The sequence below is a fragment of the Roseiarcus fermentans genome (assembly GCF_003315135.1).
GTDB classification, from domain to species: domain Bacteria; phylum Pseudomonadota; class Alphaproteobacteria; order Rhizobiales; family Beijerinckiaceae; genus Roseiarcus; species Roseiarcus fermentans.
Window position 1 is genome coordinate 62780 of record NZ_QNRK01000010.1, and the last position, 16775, is coordinate 79554.

At 68.4% G+C, this 16775-nt stretch carries 12 protein-coding genes; 8 read left to right on the top strand and 4 right to left on the bottom strand.

Features of this window, described 5'->3' with window-relative positions; genetic code table 11:
* Positions 1-266 precede the first annotated feature (266 nt).
* Entirely contained in the window at positions 267-2042 is a 1776-nt protein-coding gene (gene treZ / locus DFR50_RS10675) for a malto-oligosyltrehalose trehalohydrolase (RefSeq protein WP_245427608.1), read from the top strand.
* Complete coding sequence (gene treY, locus DFR50_RS10680) at positions 2039-4771, top strand: malto-oligosyltrehalose synthase (protein ID WP_113889192.1); 2733 nt, start codon at positions 2039-2041, stop codon at positions 4769-4771. Before treZ ends, treY begins: the two co-directional genes overlap by 4 nt.
* Positions 4772-5309: 538 nt before the next feature.
* On the opposite strand, the gene DFR50_RS10685 is transcribed toward treY, so the two are convergent.
* Positions 5310-5918 carry a PEP-CTERM sorting domain-containing protein gene (locus tag DFR50_RS10685; protein ID WP_113889193.1) on the bottom strand — a complete coding sequence of 203 codons (609 nt, stop codon included), beginning with the start codon at positions 5916-5918 and terminating at the stop codon, positions 5310-5312.
* A gap of 668 nt (positions 5919-6586) precedes the next feature.
* Here DFR50_RS10685 and DFR50_RS10690 point away from each other — a divergent pair.
* Positions 6587-7129 carry a PEP-CTERM sorting domain-containing protein gene (locus DFR50_RS10690; protein WP_113889194.1) on the top strand — a complete coding sequence of 181 codons (543 nt, stop codon included), beginning with the start codon at positions 6587-6589 and terminating at the stop codon, positions 7127-7129.
* A 136-nt stretch (positions 7130-7265) separates the two neighbouring features.
* On the opposite strand, the gene DFR50_RS10695 is transcribed toward DFR50_RS10690, so the two are convergent.
* The 3 genes from DFR50_RS10695 to DFR50_RS10705 all read right to left on the bottom strand — a co-directional run bounded on the left by DFR50_RS10695 (position 7266) and on the right by DFR50_RS10705 (position 10341).
* Positions 7266-7472: a PIN domain-containing protein gene (locus tag DFR50_RS10695; protein WP_113889195.1), complete on the bottom strand. Its 207-nt coding sequence runs from the start codon at positions 7470-7472 to the stop codon at positions 7266-7268.
* A gap of 115 nt (positions 7473-7587) precedes the next feature.
* The gene (gene glgX / locus DFR50_RS10700; protein ID WP_147262724.1) at positions 7588-9798 is read right to left on the bottom strand and encodes a glycogen debranching protein GlgX; all 2211 of its coding nucleotides are present in this window, start codon (positions 9796-9798) and stop codon (positions 7588-7590) included.
* A 183-nt stretch (positions 9799-9981) separates the two neighbouring features.
* The gene (locus DFR50_RS10705; protein ID WP_113889196.1) at positions 9982-10341 is read right to left on the bottom strand and encodes a winged helix-turn-helix transcriptional regulator; all 360 of its coding nucleotides are present in this window, start codon (positions 10339-10341) and stop codon (positions 9982-9984) included.
* 95 nt (positions 10342-10436) lie between these two features.
* Here DFR50_RS10705 and DFR50_RS10710 point away from each other — a divergent pair, with 95 nt between their 5' ends.
* From DFR50_RS10710 to tkt, 5 genes are all read left to right on the top strand, one after another.
* Positions 10437-11450, top strand: a complete 1014-nt coding sequence (locus DFR50_RS10710; protein WP_113889197.1) for a zinc-binding alcohol dehydrogenase family protein — start codon at positions 10437-10439, stop codon at positions 11448-11450.
* A gap of 257 nt (positions 11451-11707) precedes the next feature.
* Positions 11708-12658: a LysR family transcriptional regulator gene (locus DFR50_RS10715; RefSeq protein ID WP_113889198.1), complete on the top strand. Its 951-nt coding sequence runs from the start codon at positions 11708-11710 to the stop codon at positions 12656-12658.
* A gap of 111 nt (positions 12659-12769) precedes the next feature.
* The gene (locus DFR50_RS10720; protein WP_210208857.1) at positions 12770-13804 is read left to right on the top strand and encodes a class 1 fructose-bisphosphatase; all 1035 of its coding nucleotides are present in this window, start codon (positions 12770-12772) and stop codon (positions 13802-13804) included.
* A gap of 29 nt (positions 13805-13833) precedes the next feature.
* Positions 13834-14715: a phosphoribulokinase gene (locus DFR50_RS10725; protein WP_113889199.1), complete on the top strand. Its 882-nt coding sequence runs from the start codon at positions 13834-13836 to the stop codon at positions 14713-14715.
* Positions 14716-14773: 58 nt separating this feature from the next.
* On the top strand, positions 14774-16753 hold the full coding sequence (gene tkt, locus DFR50_RS10730) for a transketolase (protein WP_425376072.1): 1980 nt from the start codon (positions 14774-14776) through the stop codon (positions 16751-16753).
* Positions 16754-16775: the final 22 nt, after the last annotated feature.

Below are 16775 nucleotides of genomic sequence, written 5' to 3' on the forward strand. Positions count from 1 at the left end.
AAGTTGATGGCGATCAAATAGTCCGAAAAGCCACTCAGTTTATGCTCATGTCCTGCGGTTTCGCGATGTCCGCGTCCAACTCGCGCGCGCGACATCGGCCGTCGGGCGCGGGGCGCTCACCAGGAAGCCGCAGCCTCCGCATCTGCGCGAGCCCCTTCGCCGCCTCGCCAGAGGCCCGATCCCGAAGGCTGCGGGAGGACCGAAACCACCGGAACTTTCATCCGTTTCCGCCGTTGAGGAGTCTCCACTTCGGCGCGGGGGGTAAGGTGGCGAACGGTCGACAATGGACGCACGGGCCCTCGTTCGAGGCGGGAGGCGTCCGCTTTCGCCTGTGGGCGCCGGGCGAGGCGCGGGTCGCCCTCGCGCTCGCCGACCGGCCCGAACCCGTCGCGATGGAACGGCGCGACGAGGGGTTCTTCGAGGTCTTCGCCGAAGGCGTGGGGGCAGGGGCGCGCTATCGCTTCCAGCTCGCCGACGGGACGCGCGTCGCCGACCCGGCGTCGCGGTTCCAGCCGGACGATGTGCATGGGGCGAGCGAGACCGTCGATCCCGAGGCCTATCGGTGGAGCGAAACCTGGACGGGCGTCGCCTGGGAGGACGTCGTCCTCTACGAACTGCATCTGGGCGCCTTCAGCAGAGCGGGCACGTTCGACGGCGCGGCCGAGATGTTGGACTATCTCGCAACGGTCGGCGTGACCGCGGTCGAGATCATGCCGGTGGCCGATTTCCCCGGTGCGAGGAACTGGGGCTACGACGGCGTGTTCCTCTACGCGCCCGACGCCAGCTACGGCCGGCCGGAGCGCTTCAAGGCCTTTGTCGAGGCGGCGCACGGGCGCGGCGTCGCGGTCATTCTCGACGTCGTCTACAACCACTTCGGCCCGGACGGGAACGTCCTGCCGCGCGTCGCGCCCGAGTTCTTCACCAGCCGCCACCAGACCCCGTGGGGCGAGGCGATCAATTTCGACGGGCCGAACGCCCGCCCCGTGCGCGACTTCGTGATCGAGAACGCCGAATACTGGCTCGAGGAGTTCCATCTCGACGGGCTGCGGCTCGACGCCGTCCATGCGATCCGCGACGACAGCCGGCCCGACATCCTCGACGAACTCGCGATGCGCGTGCGGGCGCGGTTCGACCGCCCGATCCATCTCCTGCTCGAGAACGAGACCAACGCGCCCGGCCGGCTGCGGCGCGAAGAGGGCCGGCCGGCCCTCTACACGGCGCAGTGGAACGACGACGTCCACCACGTGCTGCGGGTGGCCGCGACCGGGCAGAAGACGGGGTACTACGTCGACTACGGCGAGACGCGGCTGCTCGCCCGCGCGCTCGCCGAAGGCTTCGCCTATCAGGGCCAGCCCTCGCTTCATCGCGGCGCGCCGCGCGGAAGCCCGAGCGCCGACCTGCCGCCGACGGCCTTCGTCGCCTTCGTCCAGAACCACGACCAGGTCGGCAATCGCGCCTTCGGCGAACGGCTGGGCGCGCTCGCCTCGCCCGCTGCGGCGCGCGCGCTCGCCAGCGTCGTCCTGCTCCTGCCGCAGATTCCGGCGCTGTTCATGGGCGAGGAGTGGGGGGCCGAGCAGCCGTTCCTGTTCTTCTGCGATTTCTCCGGCGAGCTCGCGACCGCCGTGCGCGAGGGGCGGCGGCGGGAGTTTTCCAACTTTCCCGAATTCTCGGACCCGGAAGGCGCGGCGAAGATCCCCGACCCGCTGGCGGAGCAGACCTTCCTCGATTCGAAGCTCGACTGGGGCAAGCTCGACGCCGAACGGCTCGCCGTCACCCGCGCGGCGATCGCGGCGCGGCGCGCGCATGTGATCCCGCTGCTCGCCGACATCGGCCGCGCAGGCGAGGCGATCGAGATCGGCGATCAGGCGGTGCGGGTGCGCTGGACCGCCGGGACGAAGAGCCTGATCCTCGACGCCAACCTCGAGGACCGGGCGCAGGGGTTTCCGCCGGCCTCGGGGCAGGTGATCTGGCGCAGCGGCGACGCGGGCGACTCGGGCGAACTCGGCCCCTGGGCCGTGCGCTGGAGCGTCGTCGCGCCATGACGCCGCCGCGCGCGACCTACCGCCTGCAATTGCGCGAAAACTTCGGCTTCGCCGACGCCGGCGCGATCGCCCCCTATCTCGCCCGGCTCGGAGTGAGCCACGCTTATCTGTCGCCGATCTTCAAGGCGCGCCCCGGCAGCGCGCACGGCTACGACATCACCGACCATGCCGAGCTCAATCCCGAACTCGGGACAGAGGCGGATTACGCCGGGATGATCGCTTCCTTCCGGCGCGAGGGCGTTGGCGTCGTCCTCGACATCGTGCCCAACCACATGGGCGTCGGCGGCGCCGACAATCCCTTGTGGCTCGACGTGCTCGAATGGGGCGAAGCCTCGCCCAAAGCCGGCTGGTTCGACATCGACTGGTCGGTGCATCGTGGCCCCAATGGCGGCAGGCTGCTCGCCCCCGTGCTCGGCGAACCCTATGGCGAGGCGCTGCGCACCGGAAAGCTGGCGTTGAAGTTCGACGCCGAGGCCGGGACCTTCGCCGTCTGGGCCTACGACACGCATAAGCTGCCGGTCGCGCCGCCCACCTACCCGATGATTCTCGGGCGCGAGCGCGAGGCGCTGGAGTGGTCGGGCGACCGGTTTCGCGATCTGCCGAACTGGCGCCCCCAGGTCGCCGAACGCGCGCGCGTCCTCGAGGCGGAACTCGTCGCGCTGGTGCGGGACGACGCCGACGCCCGCGAGGCCGTCGCGGCGAGGGTCGCGGCCATCAACGGCGACTGGCGCGAACTCGACCGGCTGATCGAGGCGCAGTTCTGGCGGGTGGCGTTCTTCCGGGTGGCCGAAGACGAAATCAACTACCGCCGCTTCTTCAACATCAACGACCTCGCCGGCTTGCGGATCGAGCTCGCGCCGGTGTTCGCCCACGCGCATGCGCGGGTGTTCGCGATGCTCGGCGCCGGCGAGATCGACGGCCTGCGCATCGATCACATCGACGGGCTGTTCGATCCCAAGGCCTATCTCGTCGCGCTGCGCGAGCAGGCTGACCGGCCCTTCTATCTCGTCGTCGAAAAGATTCTCGCGCCGCACGAGGCGTTGCGCGCCGACTGGCCGGTCGAGGGGAGCACCGGCTACGACTTCGTCAATCTCGCGCTCGGCCTCCTGATCGACCCCGCGGCGGAAGGCGCGTTCGACGACAGCTATCGCGGCTTCGCCGGCGCGCGCCAAACCTTCGCGGCGGTCGCGGTCGCGAGCAAGCTCCGGATCATGGACCACGAGATGGCGAGCGAACTCGCCGCGCTCGGGCGCGCCGCGGCGCGGCTGGCGAAAACGAGCCCGCTGACCGTCGATCTCACCCGCGGCATTCTCGTGCGCGCGATCCGGCTGATCCTCGCCCATTTCCCCGTCTACCGCACCTATCTCGATCTCGGCGGGACGGTGGACGAAGCGGACCTGCGCGACGTCGCCTGGGCGATCGCCCGCGCCAGACGGGGCGATCCCGACCTCCACCCTTCCGCATTCGACGTCCTCGCCGCGGCGCTGACCAGCGACGCCGCGGCGCTGCGGGCGAAGGAACTCGGCCGCACGGCGTCCCTGCGCTTCGCCATGCGCTTTCAGCAGGCGTCGGGGCCGGTGATGGCCAAGGGCGTCGAGGACACGGCATTTTACCGATTCAACCGCTTCCTCGCGCTCAACGAGGTCGGCGGAACCCCGGACCGCTTCGGCGTTGCGCCTGCGGCCTTTCACAAGGCGGTGGCGCAGCGCGCGGGGCGCTGGCCGCACGCGATGCTGGCGACGGCGACGCACGACACCAAGCGCGGCGAGGATTCGCGCGCGCGCCTCGCCGTCCTGTCCGAGCGGCCGGATGAATGGCGCCGCCAGGTCGCGGTCTGGAGCCGGCTCCTGCGCGCCCGCATCGGCGATGTCGAGGGGGTGGCGGCGCCCGACCGCAACGACGAATATATGCTCTACCAGATGCTGGTCGGGTCGTGGCCGCCGGACATGCTGGACAATCCGTCGGCCGACGCGCTCGCCGCCTTCGCCGACCGCATCCGCGGCGCGCTGACGAAGTCGATGCGCGAGGCGAAGCTGAACTCGGGCTGGGCGGCGCCGAACGCGGCCTATGAAGGCGCCGCGCTCGCCTTCGCCTCGGAGGCGCTGCGCCCCGACGCGCCCGGCTTCCTCAGCGCGTTCCTGCCCTTCGTCGCCGACGTCGCCAGACTCGGCGTGCAGAACAGCCTCGTCCAGACCGTGCTGAAGTTTTGCGCGCCCGGCGTTCCCGACACCTATCAGGGGACCGAACTGTGGGATTTTTCCCTGGTCGATCCCGACAACCGGCGGCCGGTCGACTATGGGGCGCGGGGGGCGGCGCTGGAGACGGTCGGGGGGCCGCTCGCGTCGTCCGAAGCGCGCGCGCGCCTGTTCGCCTCGCTGATGGAGACGTGGCGCGACGGGCGGGTCAAACTCGCGACGATCGCGCTCCTGCTTTCGCTCCGGCGTGAGCGACCGGACCTGTTCGCCGAGGGGGACTACCGGCCGCTCGAATTTTCCGGCGCGGAGGCCGACTGGGGATTCGGCTTCGTCCGCGAGCACGGGGGCCGGCGCCTCGTGATGATGGCGGCGCGCTATCCGGCGAAGCGGGAGGCGAAGCCCGACTGGGAGGCGGCCGCGCTTCTGCCCGAGGGACGCTGGTTCGACCATGTCCGCGGCCGCGCCGTCGAGGGCGGCGCGCCGCTTCGCACGTGGCTCGGGGCGCTGCCGGCAGCGGTGTTGACGGAGGCGTAGACGGGCATTCCCTCGTTTCCGTTCGATACTTCACGCCGAATGTTTACAAGTCACGCCGCCGTCACCGTGGTCTGGCATGCCGGAGCGTTAGTTTAGCTGGCATAAACGGGCGGGGGTATATACCATGGGAATGAAGTGTGTTGCGACGGCGGTCCTCTTGCCGCGCTGACATTCAGGCCGTGAACGCCTCTATCGCGCGACGGCGCGCCGCGGCGATCGGGTTCGCGTCGCATGTCGCCACAGGCAGCGCCCTTCGGATCGCCAGTTCGAGAGAGGCGGCGTCGTAGAGCGTCAGACCGCCTGCCCGACGGACGCGGGTTCGAGCATCTGCGCGGCCGTATCATCGTCGACGGCGGCGCGCCACTGCGAGGCGCTCGGGGGCGCTGCCGGCGGGCGGCTTGGCGGGACGGATCAGATCATTCAGACGTTCGTTGCAAAAGTGAGAAAGATCGGCACGCGCAGAGTCCGCAACGCAAAGAAACAGGCCGCCTGAAGGCAGCCTGTTTCTCACACGTTATCAATGATATCCAGCCGGGAGCTAAACTGCGCTCTTCAGGCTCGGCCGCCGGTAGGCCGTCAAGCCGAGGCCGATCATGCCAAGCAACATCATTGCCCAGGTGGCAGGCTCAGGGGCGGGGGCGGGGACGATCGTCAGGGTCCCCTCGAAGGGCGAGTTTACGTTGTTCGAATTGCTGTTGGTCAGCGCGATGCTGTTGTCGGTATTCAGGAAGATGTTGTAGGAACTCCAGCCGTTCGGTCCCGCGGTGTTGCCGGGGTTCACCGGCGCGCTGGCGTAGAAGGCGATCCCGCCGTTGCTCAGCGTGTAGCCGCCGGCAGACGGCAGGAGTACGTTATCGAAGCCGTAGTAACCATCCGACGTTGTCGGAGGACTTGCGAGCTGCTCGATTGTATACGAGTTGGCGCCGGAATTGGTGGTCACCGTCCCGGTGATGCTGGTGACGTCATAGTTCGCGCCGTCCTGCGTCGCCTGCAGCACCGCGGTGACCGTATACAGTCCGCAGCACACCGCATTGCTGGGGTAGGCGCCGTTGGTGAAGGTGAGGTCGAATGTCGCAGCGTTCGCAGCGCCCGCGCTCGCGATCCCCGCCATGATGGCGGCGCAAGCCAGGAAACCCATCTTTTTCATAATCTCTCCTTGAAGGCCCAAGCCTCGGCGCAGCTGGATTCCTAAGTTAACACCTCACTGACGATAAGTCAACACTGCTTTCCAGTTTCCAGTTCGCGCGACGGCGTGACCGCCGCTTTGCATAGGCTCACGGACGGCCAGGCCGCAGTCGTTTCGGGCGGGCCGCCGCTGCGCGCGGCGCTCGGGGCGCGTTGCCGGCGACGGCGCCGACGGCAGCGTCGAAGCGCATTCCTGCCCTCGCCCCGACGCCCACCGCCGTCAGACCACCCCCTCCGTTCGACCCGCAGGGCCTCCGGCGCGGGGGGGACCCGAAGACCGTCAGTTTCGTAACTCCCAAGCCGGCAGCGAACAGCGCCGTCATCGCGAGCGAAGCGAAGCGATCCAGGGCCGCTGGGCTGCTGTTGCGCCCTCTGATCGTCCCGCCGCCCTTCGTTGCGAGCAGAAGACGGAGCGATTTTTTCCGCAGGAGGCAAGCGGCGGCATGGGTTGCTTCGTCGCTTCGCTCCTCGCAATGACGGGGTTGGCAGTTACTCAGTTTCTTTAAAATTGAAATTGACCGCGGAATTAATAGTGAATTTCAATTTACATGTTGCGCTTTGTCGTGGTACGTAAACTTCTGCGGAAATCGGACATCGCAACCGTCTCGGTAAAGTTTTGGGGGGTATAACATGACAACGAAGTCTGTTGTAACGGCTTTGCTTTTGTCACTGATCATTCCGGTCAGTGCGCAGGCCGCGACGATTCAATTCACAATAACAAATACAGTCGGAGCTACCAGCGGTACCGTGTCCGGCGAGATCGACGGTTTGGCCTACAACGGCGTCAGTTCCGCCACCGCCGTGATCGTGACGTCGACGCCTGCAGAATTTTCCGCTCTGATGACGTTGCCGTTCGATTTTCTCACCGCCCCGAACGAATTCATTGTTCACAATAGCTTCGATCTGATCAATGGCGTCGTCCAGAGCGACAGCGTGTTTCAGGGCGCCGGGCTATTGAATCTCTACATCAACGTCAGCCAGGGCAGGACCATCAGCGAGCTCCAGGACGGCCGCGTGCTCGACCGCAATTTTGACGCCTTCGGCACTTCGAACAATACTTTCTCCACAGCCGCCGCGGCGCCGGAGCCCGTGACCTGGGCGATGATGCTGATCGGCTTCGCCGGCTTCGGCGGCCTCGCGACGCGGCGCAGAGCGACGGCGGCCCGCGCCTGACGCATTCGCGGCGCCTGACGGCCGAGGGACGCGTCCGGGCGAGCTGGCCGTCGAGCGTCCTCTCGTTGAAGGGGCTTTCAACGCGATCGCGCGCGGCCTGGAAAACGCTCGACGCGGCCAACCGCCGCGCTGACATTCAAGCCGTCAGCGCCTCGACGGCACGGCGGCGCGCCGCGGCGATCAAGTCCGCGTCGCAGGTCGCCAGCGGCAGCGCCCTGCGGATCGCCAGTTCGAGATAGGCCGCCTCGTCCAGGGTCAGGCCTCCCGCGCGGGACAAGGCGTGCGGGCGCTGGGTCGATCTCGACCGGAAACCGGCCGAGTCGTTGCAGCGACCGATCGACATAAGCCTCGTCGCAACGGCCGCGGCGGACGGCGTTGCGCAGCCGAGGCGTCGACGACGCTCACCCGCGGCGGCCCGCCTGCGATCGGCCCCGGAAGGCCGCCAGCGCGCCGCTTCGTCATCCCGGGCCGTCCCGCCCCGCGCCCGTCGACCCTGCGCGCGGCTTCCTGCGCGGGCGCGCCTGCGGCTGGGGCGGCGCCGGCGCCTTCTTCCCGTTCGGCGCCGGCGCCGAGCGCTCGAACAGCAGCATCGAGCGGCCGGTGACCTCGTAGACGGCGCCGAATGCGAACGCCGCGCCGGGCGCCTCGGGGTCGTTGGTGTCGATCAGCCGGTTCCATCCCTCGGCATCCGGCGTGGACGGCAAGGCGAACTTCACCACGTCGTGATGCGCGTTGAACACCGCGAGCACGGTCGCGTCGGCGCCGGGCTTGCGAATGCCGCTCGCCTGCGCGCGCCCGTCGAGCATCATGCCGAAGCATTTGGTGAGGCCGTTGTCCCAGACTTCGGCGTCCATCTCGGCGCCGTTGGCGTCGATCCAGGTGACGTCCTTGGCGCCGAGGTCGGGATTGGTCTCGCCGGTGAAGAAGCGCGAGCGGCGCAGCACCGGATAGAGGTGGAACAGGGCGGTCAGCCGGCGGAAGAAGCTCACCAGGCTCTTCTGGTCCTCGTCGAGGTCCCAGTTGAGCCAGCTGATGGCGTTGTCCTGGCAGTAGGCGTTGTTGTTGCCCTCCTGGGTGCGGAGAAACTCGTCGCCGGCGCACACCATCGGCGTCCCCTGCGACAGAAGCAGCGTCGCCATCAGATTGCGCGCCTGGCGCAGGCGGAGCTTCAGCACCTCCGGGTCGTCGCTCGGCCCTTCCGCGCCGCAGTTCCACGAGCGGTTGTCCGAATGGCCGTCGCGGTTCTCCTCGCCGTTCGCCTCGTTGTGCTTGTCGTTGTAGCTGACGAGGTCGGCCAGGGTGAAGCCGTCGTGGGCGGTGATGAAATTGACGCTCGCCCACGGCTTTCGCCCGCGGAAGTTGAACTTGTCGGGGGAGGCGCACAGGCGCGGCGCGAGCGCCTTGGCCGGGGCCTCGCCGCGCCAGAAATCGCGCGCGGTGTCGCGAAACGAGTCGTTCCACTCGGCCCAGCCGGGCGGGAAACCGCCGACCTGGTAGCCGCCGGGGCCGCAGTCCCACGGCTCGGCGATCAGCTTCACCTCGGCCAGCAGCGGGTCCTGACCGACCGCCTTGAGGAACCCGCTCTCCGTCTTGAAGCCGTCCGGCTCGCGCGCCAGGATGGTGCCGAGGTCGAAGCGGAATCCATCCACCCGCATCTCGCTCACCCAGTAGCGCAAGCTGTCGCACACCATCTGGATGACCCGCGGATGGCTGAGGTTCAGGGTGTTGCCGGTGCCGGTGTCGTTGATGTAGTAGCGCGGCTTGTCGGGCAAGAGGCGATAGTACGAGACGTTGTCGATGCCCTTGAACGACAGCGTCGGCCCGCGCTCGTTGCCCTCGGCGGTGTGGTTGTAGACCACGTCGAGGATCACCTCGAGGCCGCCGTCGTGCAGCCGCGCGATCATCTCCTTGAACTCGCGCAAGCTGTTCGGCACGTCGGCGGCGTAGCGCGGATCGGGGGCGAAGAAGCCGATCGAATTGTAGCCCCAGTAGTTCTTCAGGCCCTTGTCCAGGAGGTGGCTGTCGTCGACGAAGGTGTGCACCGGCAGAAGTTCGACCGTCGTCACCCCGAGCGACCTGATGTAGTCGACCACCGGTTTCGCGCCGAGGCCGGCGTAAAAGCCCTGCAGCCGCTCGTCGACCAGCGGATGAAGCTTGGTGAAGCCCTTGACGTGGGTCTCGTAGACGATCGTCTGGTCCCACGGCACGCTGCGGCGGCGGTATTCGCCGGTCCAGTCGAAGTTCGGGTCGACGATCACCGATTTCGGCACGAAGGGCGCGCTGTCGCGCGCGTCGAAGGTCAGGTCGTCGCGCTCGGCGCCGATGGTGTAGCCGAACACGGCGTGGTCCCAGACGAGCTTGCCCGCGTGCGCGCGCGCATAGGGGTCGAGCAGCAGCTTGTTCGGATTGAAGCGCCGGCCGGCCTCCGGCTCGTAGGGGCCGTGGACGCGCAAGCCGTAGTAGGTTCCCGGCCCGAGGCCCTCGACGTGCCCGTGAAACACCTCGTCGGTGTATTCGGGGAGTTCGAAGCGGTCGGTCTCGCGACCCTGCGGCCCGTCGAAGACGCAGACCTCGACCCGGGTCGCCTGCGCGGAGAACACCGCGAAATTGGTTCCGGTCGAATCGGCGGTCGCGCCGAGTGGATAGGGTTTGCCTTCGTTGACCCGCATGCGCCCTCCAGTCCGCCGTCGGAATTTCTTGCATCCGGGGAACGCGCAATAGCGCCGATTGGTTCCGTGCGTCGGAAGGACCCGGTCGCGTCGGCTGCGCCGACGCCAATCGCCGCCGCGATCGCCCGCCGCTTCGCGCGGGGCGTCATGACCATGCAAGCGAAAACCGATCTCTTCCTCCCATCAGGCCGCGGCTGGCGTCGCCGCGAAGCGGCCGATGTTCGCATCGCCCCATTGCTTCAGCGTCATCAGCACCGGCGTCATGCTTCTGCCGAGTTCCGATAGGTTGTATTCCACCTTTGGCGGCACCTGCGCATAGACCGTTCGTTCGACCAGCCCATCCAACTCCAGCTCGCGCAATTGGTTGGTCAGCGTCCGCTGCGTGGCCGCAGGAATGCGGCGCCGCAGTTCGTTGAAGCGCGCTGTCCCGTCCAGCAGATGAAACAGGATGACGCACTTCCACTTGCCATCGATGAGACTGATGGCGGCCTCCACCGCGCAGCCGGGAGCGCAGTCGAAGCTGGAGTGGCGGCGTTTCACCAAGACGGTATCCTTTCCGACACTATGGTAGAAATTTGTGCGTATACCCGAAACGGACGATATGCCTTAAATGCGTCGACAGCAAGCTGGAGACCCCAATGAAAGCCGTCGGTTACAAGGTTCCTGGACCCATCGACGCGGATGCGTCGCTGGTCGACATCGCGCTTCCCGAGCCGAGGCCCGCCGGCCGGGACCTTCTCGTCGAGGTGAAGGCGATCTCGGTCAATCCGGTGGACACCAAGGTTCGCCGCAGCGCCTCGCCGCAGGGCGACGATTGGAAGGTTCTCGGCTGGGATGCGGCCGGCGTCGTGCGCGCGGTCGGCTCCGAGGTAACGTTGTTTCAGCCGGGCGACGCGGTGTTCTACGCCGGCTCGATCACCAGACCCGGCGCCAATGCGGAGCTTCACCTCGTCGACGAACGCATCGTCGGCCACAAGCCCGCCTCGCTGGACTGGGCCGAAGCCGCGGCCTTGCCGCTCACGGCGCTCACCGCCTGGGAAGCGTTGTTCGACCGGCTCGACGTCGCCAAGCCGGCGCCCGGGGCGGCGCGCGCGATCCTGATCGTCGGCGGCGCCGGCGGCGTCGGCTCGATCGCCGTCCAGATCGCCCGGCAGTTGACCGACCTCGCGGTGATCGCCACGGCCTCACGGCCGGAGACGCAGGCGTGGGTCAAGGCGCTCGGCGCGCATCACGTCATCGATCATTCGAAGCCGCTCGCTCCGCAGGTCGAGGCGCTCGGCGTCGGCGCGCCGGCGTTCGTCTTCTCGACCACGCACACCGGGGCGCACGTAGCCGACATCGCCGAACTGATCGCGCCGCAGGGCCGCGTCTGCCTGATCGACGACCCCAAAGGCTTCGACATCATGCTGTTCAAGCGCAAGGCGGTGTCGATCCACCACGAGCTGATGTTCACGCGGTCGATCTTCCACACGCCGGACATGGGCGAGCAGGGCCGCATTCTCAACGATGTCGGTCGCCTCGTGGACGAGGGCAGGTTGCGCTCCACGCTCACCGAACGACGGTCGCCGATCAATGCGGCCAATCTGAAGCAGGCCCATGCGCTGCTCGAGAGCGAGAAGGCTCGGGGCAAGATCGTCCTCGAAGGCTTCTGACCCGCCAGCCGCCGCCAACGGCATGACCAGCCGAAACGTCCGGGCGTCTGCATCCCGGCAAAGGGGAATGCTAGGACCGCCAAGCGGCCGCGCGGTCTCGTCGAGGGTCGAATCGAAGAGCGACAGTCTTTGCTCGCGGTATCCCTGACGGCCATGACAGGCCCGAGGCGCGGCGGCGCGCGTCCGGCCGTCGACACATCCTCGCGCGCTCCGCGTCGCATTGAATTGCGCGCGCAATGCGCGTTCAATGACGGCCCATGCGCAACGTCTCGCTCCGCCACATCGAAACCCTGCAGGCGATCGCGGCGGCGGGGTCGCTGGTCCAGGCCGCCGCGGTCCTCAACCTGACGCCGGCGGCGCTGACGGCGCGGGTGAAGGGACTCGAGGAGACGTTCGGCTTCCGCCTGTTCGACCGCCTGCCCACGGGGATGCGGCCGACCAAGGCGGGACAGGCGGCGCTGGAGGCGGCGCGAACCGTCGCCCAGGCGGTGCGCGAGTTCGACGACATCGTGCGGGCGGTCGGGACGGGGGAGGGCGGCCGGCTGACCGTCGGCGCGGTCTCCACCGCCAAATATTTCGCGCCGCGCCTGATCGCGGCCTTTCTCAGGACGCGGCCCCGGCTCGACCTGCGCTTCCTGATCGGCAACCGCGACGCGACCGTCGAATCGTTGCGCGGCGGCGAGATCGAGGTGGCGCTCGCCGGCCGCCCGCCGCGCGACGTGCCGCTGGAGACGCTGCCGCTCGGGACCCACCCCTACGTGCTGATCGCGCCGCCCGAGCACCGATTCGCCAGCGCCCACGCCCTCCAGCGCGAGGATCTCGCCGGCGAAGCCTTCCTGTTCCGCGAGGTCGGGTCGGGCACGCGCACTTTGTTCGAGGACTTCATCGGCGACACCCGCATCCGCACCGTGCAGCTCGGCATGGAGCTCGGCTCGAACGAGACGATCAAGCAGGCGGTCATGGCGGGTCTGGGCGTCGCCCTCATCTCCGCCCATACGGTGGCGGCCGAGGTCGAGACCGGGCGGCTGATCTGCCTCGATGTGGTGGGCCTGCCGATCCTGCGCCGCTGGTATGTGGTCAACCGCAGCGACCGCGCCCTTTCCCCGGCGGCGCGCGCGTTCCGCGACTTCGCGGTTCAGGAGGGGGAGCAGTTTCTGCCGCGGCTGCCGGAGAAGGGCGGCCTCGAGCCGGGCCTGCTGGGCATTTAAGAGAATTGAATGGAACCGTAAAAATATTTCAGTTTATTTTGGTCAAGGCAAACCGGTAAAAGCACGGCGACGGCGAATGGTTCGGCGCCGGGCAATGCTGGGAGGGGCCCCGTGACCGGCGCCGCGACACCAAACGACGATCTCACCGCCTATCTGGCCGCCAACGCCCCGGCGGACGTGGCGCGCGTTCTCGCCGGCCTCGCCGAGGCCTCGACCCGGGTCGCCGACCGCATTCGCCGCGGCGCGCTCGCGGGTCCCCTCGACGCCGACGTCGGGCCGGCTCACGACGGCGTCGCGCAAAAGGCGCTGGACGTGTTCGCCGACGAAGCGTTCATCGGCCGGCTCGCCGGCGCGGGGGTGCGCGGCGTCGTCTCGGAGGAGCGCCACGACCCGCTCGCCCTCGACCCCCGCGGGACGCTGCTGGTCGCGATCGACCCGCTCGACGGCTCGTCCAACATCGACGCCAACATCTCCATCGGCACGGTGTTCTCCGTGCTCGACGCCTCCCCGGGGCCGCTCGAGACGGCGCATTTCCTGCAGCCGGGGAAGAAGCAGCGCGCGGCCGGGATCGTCGTCTACGGGCCGCACGCCGCCTTCGCCTTCACCTTCGGGCAGGGGACGACGATCGCCACCCTCGACCCCGAAACCGGGAGCTGGCGCGTCACCGCCCGGCGCGTGACCATCCCCGAGGATTCGAACGAATTCGCGATCAACGCCTCGAACGCGCGTCGCTGGTCGGCGCCCGTTCGCGCCTACGTCGAAGATTTGGTGGCGGGCGACCAGGGTCCGCGCGGCCGCAACTTCAACATGCGTTGGGTCGCCTCGATGGTCGCCGACGTCTACCGCATTTTGGTGCGCGGCGGCGTCTATCTCTATCCTGAGGATTCGCGCGAGGGCTACGAAAACGGCCGGCTGCGGCTCCTCTACGAGGCCAATCCCGTCGCCTTTCTGGTCGAGCAGGCCGGCGGCGCGGCGATCGACGGATTTCACCGCATCCTCGACATCGAGCCGAAGGCCGTCCACGAGCGGACGCCGCTGATCTTCGGCTCGAGGGCCAAGGTGGAGCGCATCGCCCGCTATTACGAGGGCGGCGTGTTCGAAATCCAGCCGCCGCTGTTCGCCGCCCGCGGCCTCCTGCGCCGCTAATTTCCTCGAGCCTTCCGGATATCTATCCCATGTCGATCAAGCATCCGATCATCGCGATCACCGGCTCGTCGGGGGCCGGGACGTCTTCGGTGAAGAAGACGTTCGAGCAGATCTTTCGCCGCGAGAAGATCAACCCGGTGTATATCGAGGGCGACGCCTTCCATCGCTTCAACCGGATCGACATGCGCGAGCAGATGAAGCTGGCGGCGGCGAAGGGCGACCATCATTACAGCCATTTCGGGCCGGCGGCGAACCTGTTCGGCGAGCTCGAGACGACGTTTCGCGACTATGCCGCGAGCGGCGGCGGCAAGACCCGCACCTATGTCCATGACGCGGCCGAGGCCGAGGTTCACGGCGCGCCGCCGGGCGAGTTCACCCCCTGGCGCGAATTCGAGCCCGGCTCCGACCTCCTGTTCTACGAAGGCCTGCACGGCGCCGTCGTCACCGACGCCGTCGACGTCGCCCAGTACGTCGATCTCAAGATCGGCGTCGTGCCGGTGATCAACCTCGAATGGATCCAGAAGCTGCATCGCGACCGCGCCGCGCGCGGCTATTCGACCGAGGCGATCACCGACACCATCCTGCGCCGCATGCCCGACTACATCACTTACATCTGCCCGCAGTTCACCCAGACCGACATCAACTTCCAGCGCGTGCCGACCGTCGACACCTCCAACCCGTTCGTCGCGCGCTGGATCCCGACCCCGGACGAGTCGCTGGTGGTGATCCGGTTCCGCAGCCCGCGCGGCATCGACTTTCCCTATCTCCTGTCGATGATCAACGACAGCTTCATGAGCCGCGCCAACTCGATCGTCATCCCCGGCGGCAAGATGGACATCGCCATGCAGCTCATCCTCACCCCGATGATCCTGCAGCTGGTCGAGCGCCGCCGGCGCGCGCTGCGCGCCTGAATGCTGAGAGCGCGCGCTGCGCGCCTGAACGCCCGAAAGAGAAAGGTTCTTCACGCCCATGAACGCCATGACTCCCGCCGTCGCGCACGCCGCGATGGCCAATGCGGTCCGCTTCCTGGCGGTGGACGCGGTCGAGAAGGCGAAGTCCGGCCATCCCGGCATGCCGATGGGCATGGCAGACGTCGCCACCGTCCTGTTCGGAAAATTCCTCAAGTTCGATCCCGCCGCCTCGCGCTGGCCGGACCGCGACCGCTTCGTGCTGTCGGCCGGCCACGGCTCGATGCTGCTCTACGGGCTGCTCTATCTCACCGGCTACCCGGACATGACGATCGACGAGATCAAGCGCTTCCGGCAACTGGGCGCCAAGACCGCCGGCCATCCGGAATACGGCCACGCCGAGGGCGTCGAGACCACCACCGGGCCCCTCGGCCAGGGGCTCGCGACCGCCGTCGGCATGGCGATCGCGGAAGCGGCGCTGGCCGCCCGCCACCCCGGCCTCGTCGACCACAGGACCTGGGTCATCGCCGGCGACGGCTGTCTGATGGAAGGCGTCAGCCACGAGGCGATCGACCTCGCTGGCCACTTGCGGCTCAGGAAGCTCGTGGTGCTGTGGGACGACAACCGCATCACCATCGACGGCTCGACCGCGCTCTCGACCGGAACCGACCAGCGCGCCCGCTTCGCCGCCGCCGGCTGGCGGACGCTCGCGGTCGACGGCCACGACCCGGCGGCGATCGAGGCGGCGCTCGCGCAAGCCAAGGACAGCGACCGGCCGACGCTGATCGCCTGCCGCACCGTGATCGGCTTCGGCGCGCCCTCGAAGCAGGGGACCGAAGGCGCCCACGGCGCGCCGCTCGGCGCGACGGAAGTCGAGGCCGCGCGAAAAGCGCTCGGCTGGAGCGCGCCGCCGTTCGAGATCCCGGCCGAGATTTTGGCCGCCTGGCGGGCGGCCGGAGCGCGCGGGCGCGAGGCGCGCCTCGCCTGGGAGGAGAGGCTCGCCCTCTATCCCGAGCGCGCCCGGTTCGAGGCGGCGATCGCCGGCGACCTGCCGGCGGACTTTGCCGAGACAATGGCCGCCTACAAGGCCGACCTGGTCGCCAAAGCCCCCAACGTCGCCTCGCGCAAGGCGTCCGAGATGGCGCTCGAGGTGATCAACTCGGCGATCGCCATCACGCTGGGCGGCTCGGCCGACCTGACCCATTCCAACCTGACCATCTCCAAGGGCATGACGTCGCTCGCGGCGGACGACTTTTCCGGGCGCTACGCCCGCTGGGGCATCCGCGAGTTCGGCATGGCGGCGGCGATGAACGGCGTCGCCCTGCACGGCGGCTTCATCCCCTACGGCGGCACGTTCTTCGTGTTCGCCGACTACGCCCGCGGCGCGATCCGGCTGTCGGCGCTGATGGGGATCCGCGTCATCTACGTGCTCACCCACGATTCGATCGGGCTCGGCGAGGACGGGCCGACTCATCAGCCGGTCGAGCATTTCGCCATGCTGCGGGCGACGCCGAACCTGCATCTGTTCCGCCCGTGCGACGCGGTCGAGACGGCCGAGTGCTGGGAGCTGGCGCTGGCCGCCAGGCGCACGCCCTCGGCGCTGGTCCTGTCGCGCCAGAACCTGCCGACGCTGAGGACCTCCTGCGCCGTCAACGAGAGCGCCCGCGGCGCCTATGTGCTGAGCGCCGACGACGGCGCGCGCGACGTGACGCTGATCGCCACCGGCTCGGAAGTCACGATCGCGATGGATGCGGCCAAGGCGCTGCGGGCGGAAGGCAAGCGGGTCGCGGTGGTGTCGATGCCGTGCTGGGACCTGTTCGAGGCGCAGCCGGCGGCGTATCGCGACGAAGTGCTGGGGACGGCGCCGCGGATCGCGATCGAGGCCGGCGCGCGGCTCGGCTGGGACCGCTGGATCGGCGAACGCGGGGCGTTCATCGGCATGACCGGCTTCGGCGCCTCCGCCCCCGCGCCCGACCTCTACCGCCACTTCGGCGTCACGGCGGAAAAAATCGTCGCGGCGGCGCAGGCGCTGACCGCCTGACGAAGACGGAGCGCCATGCCGG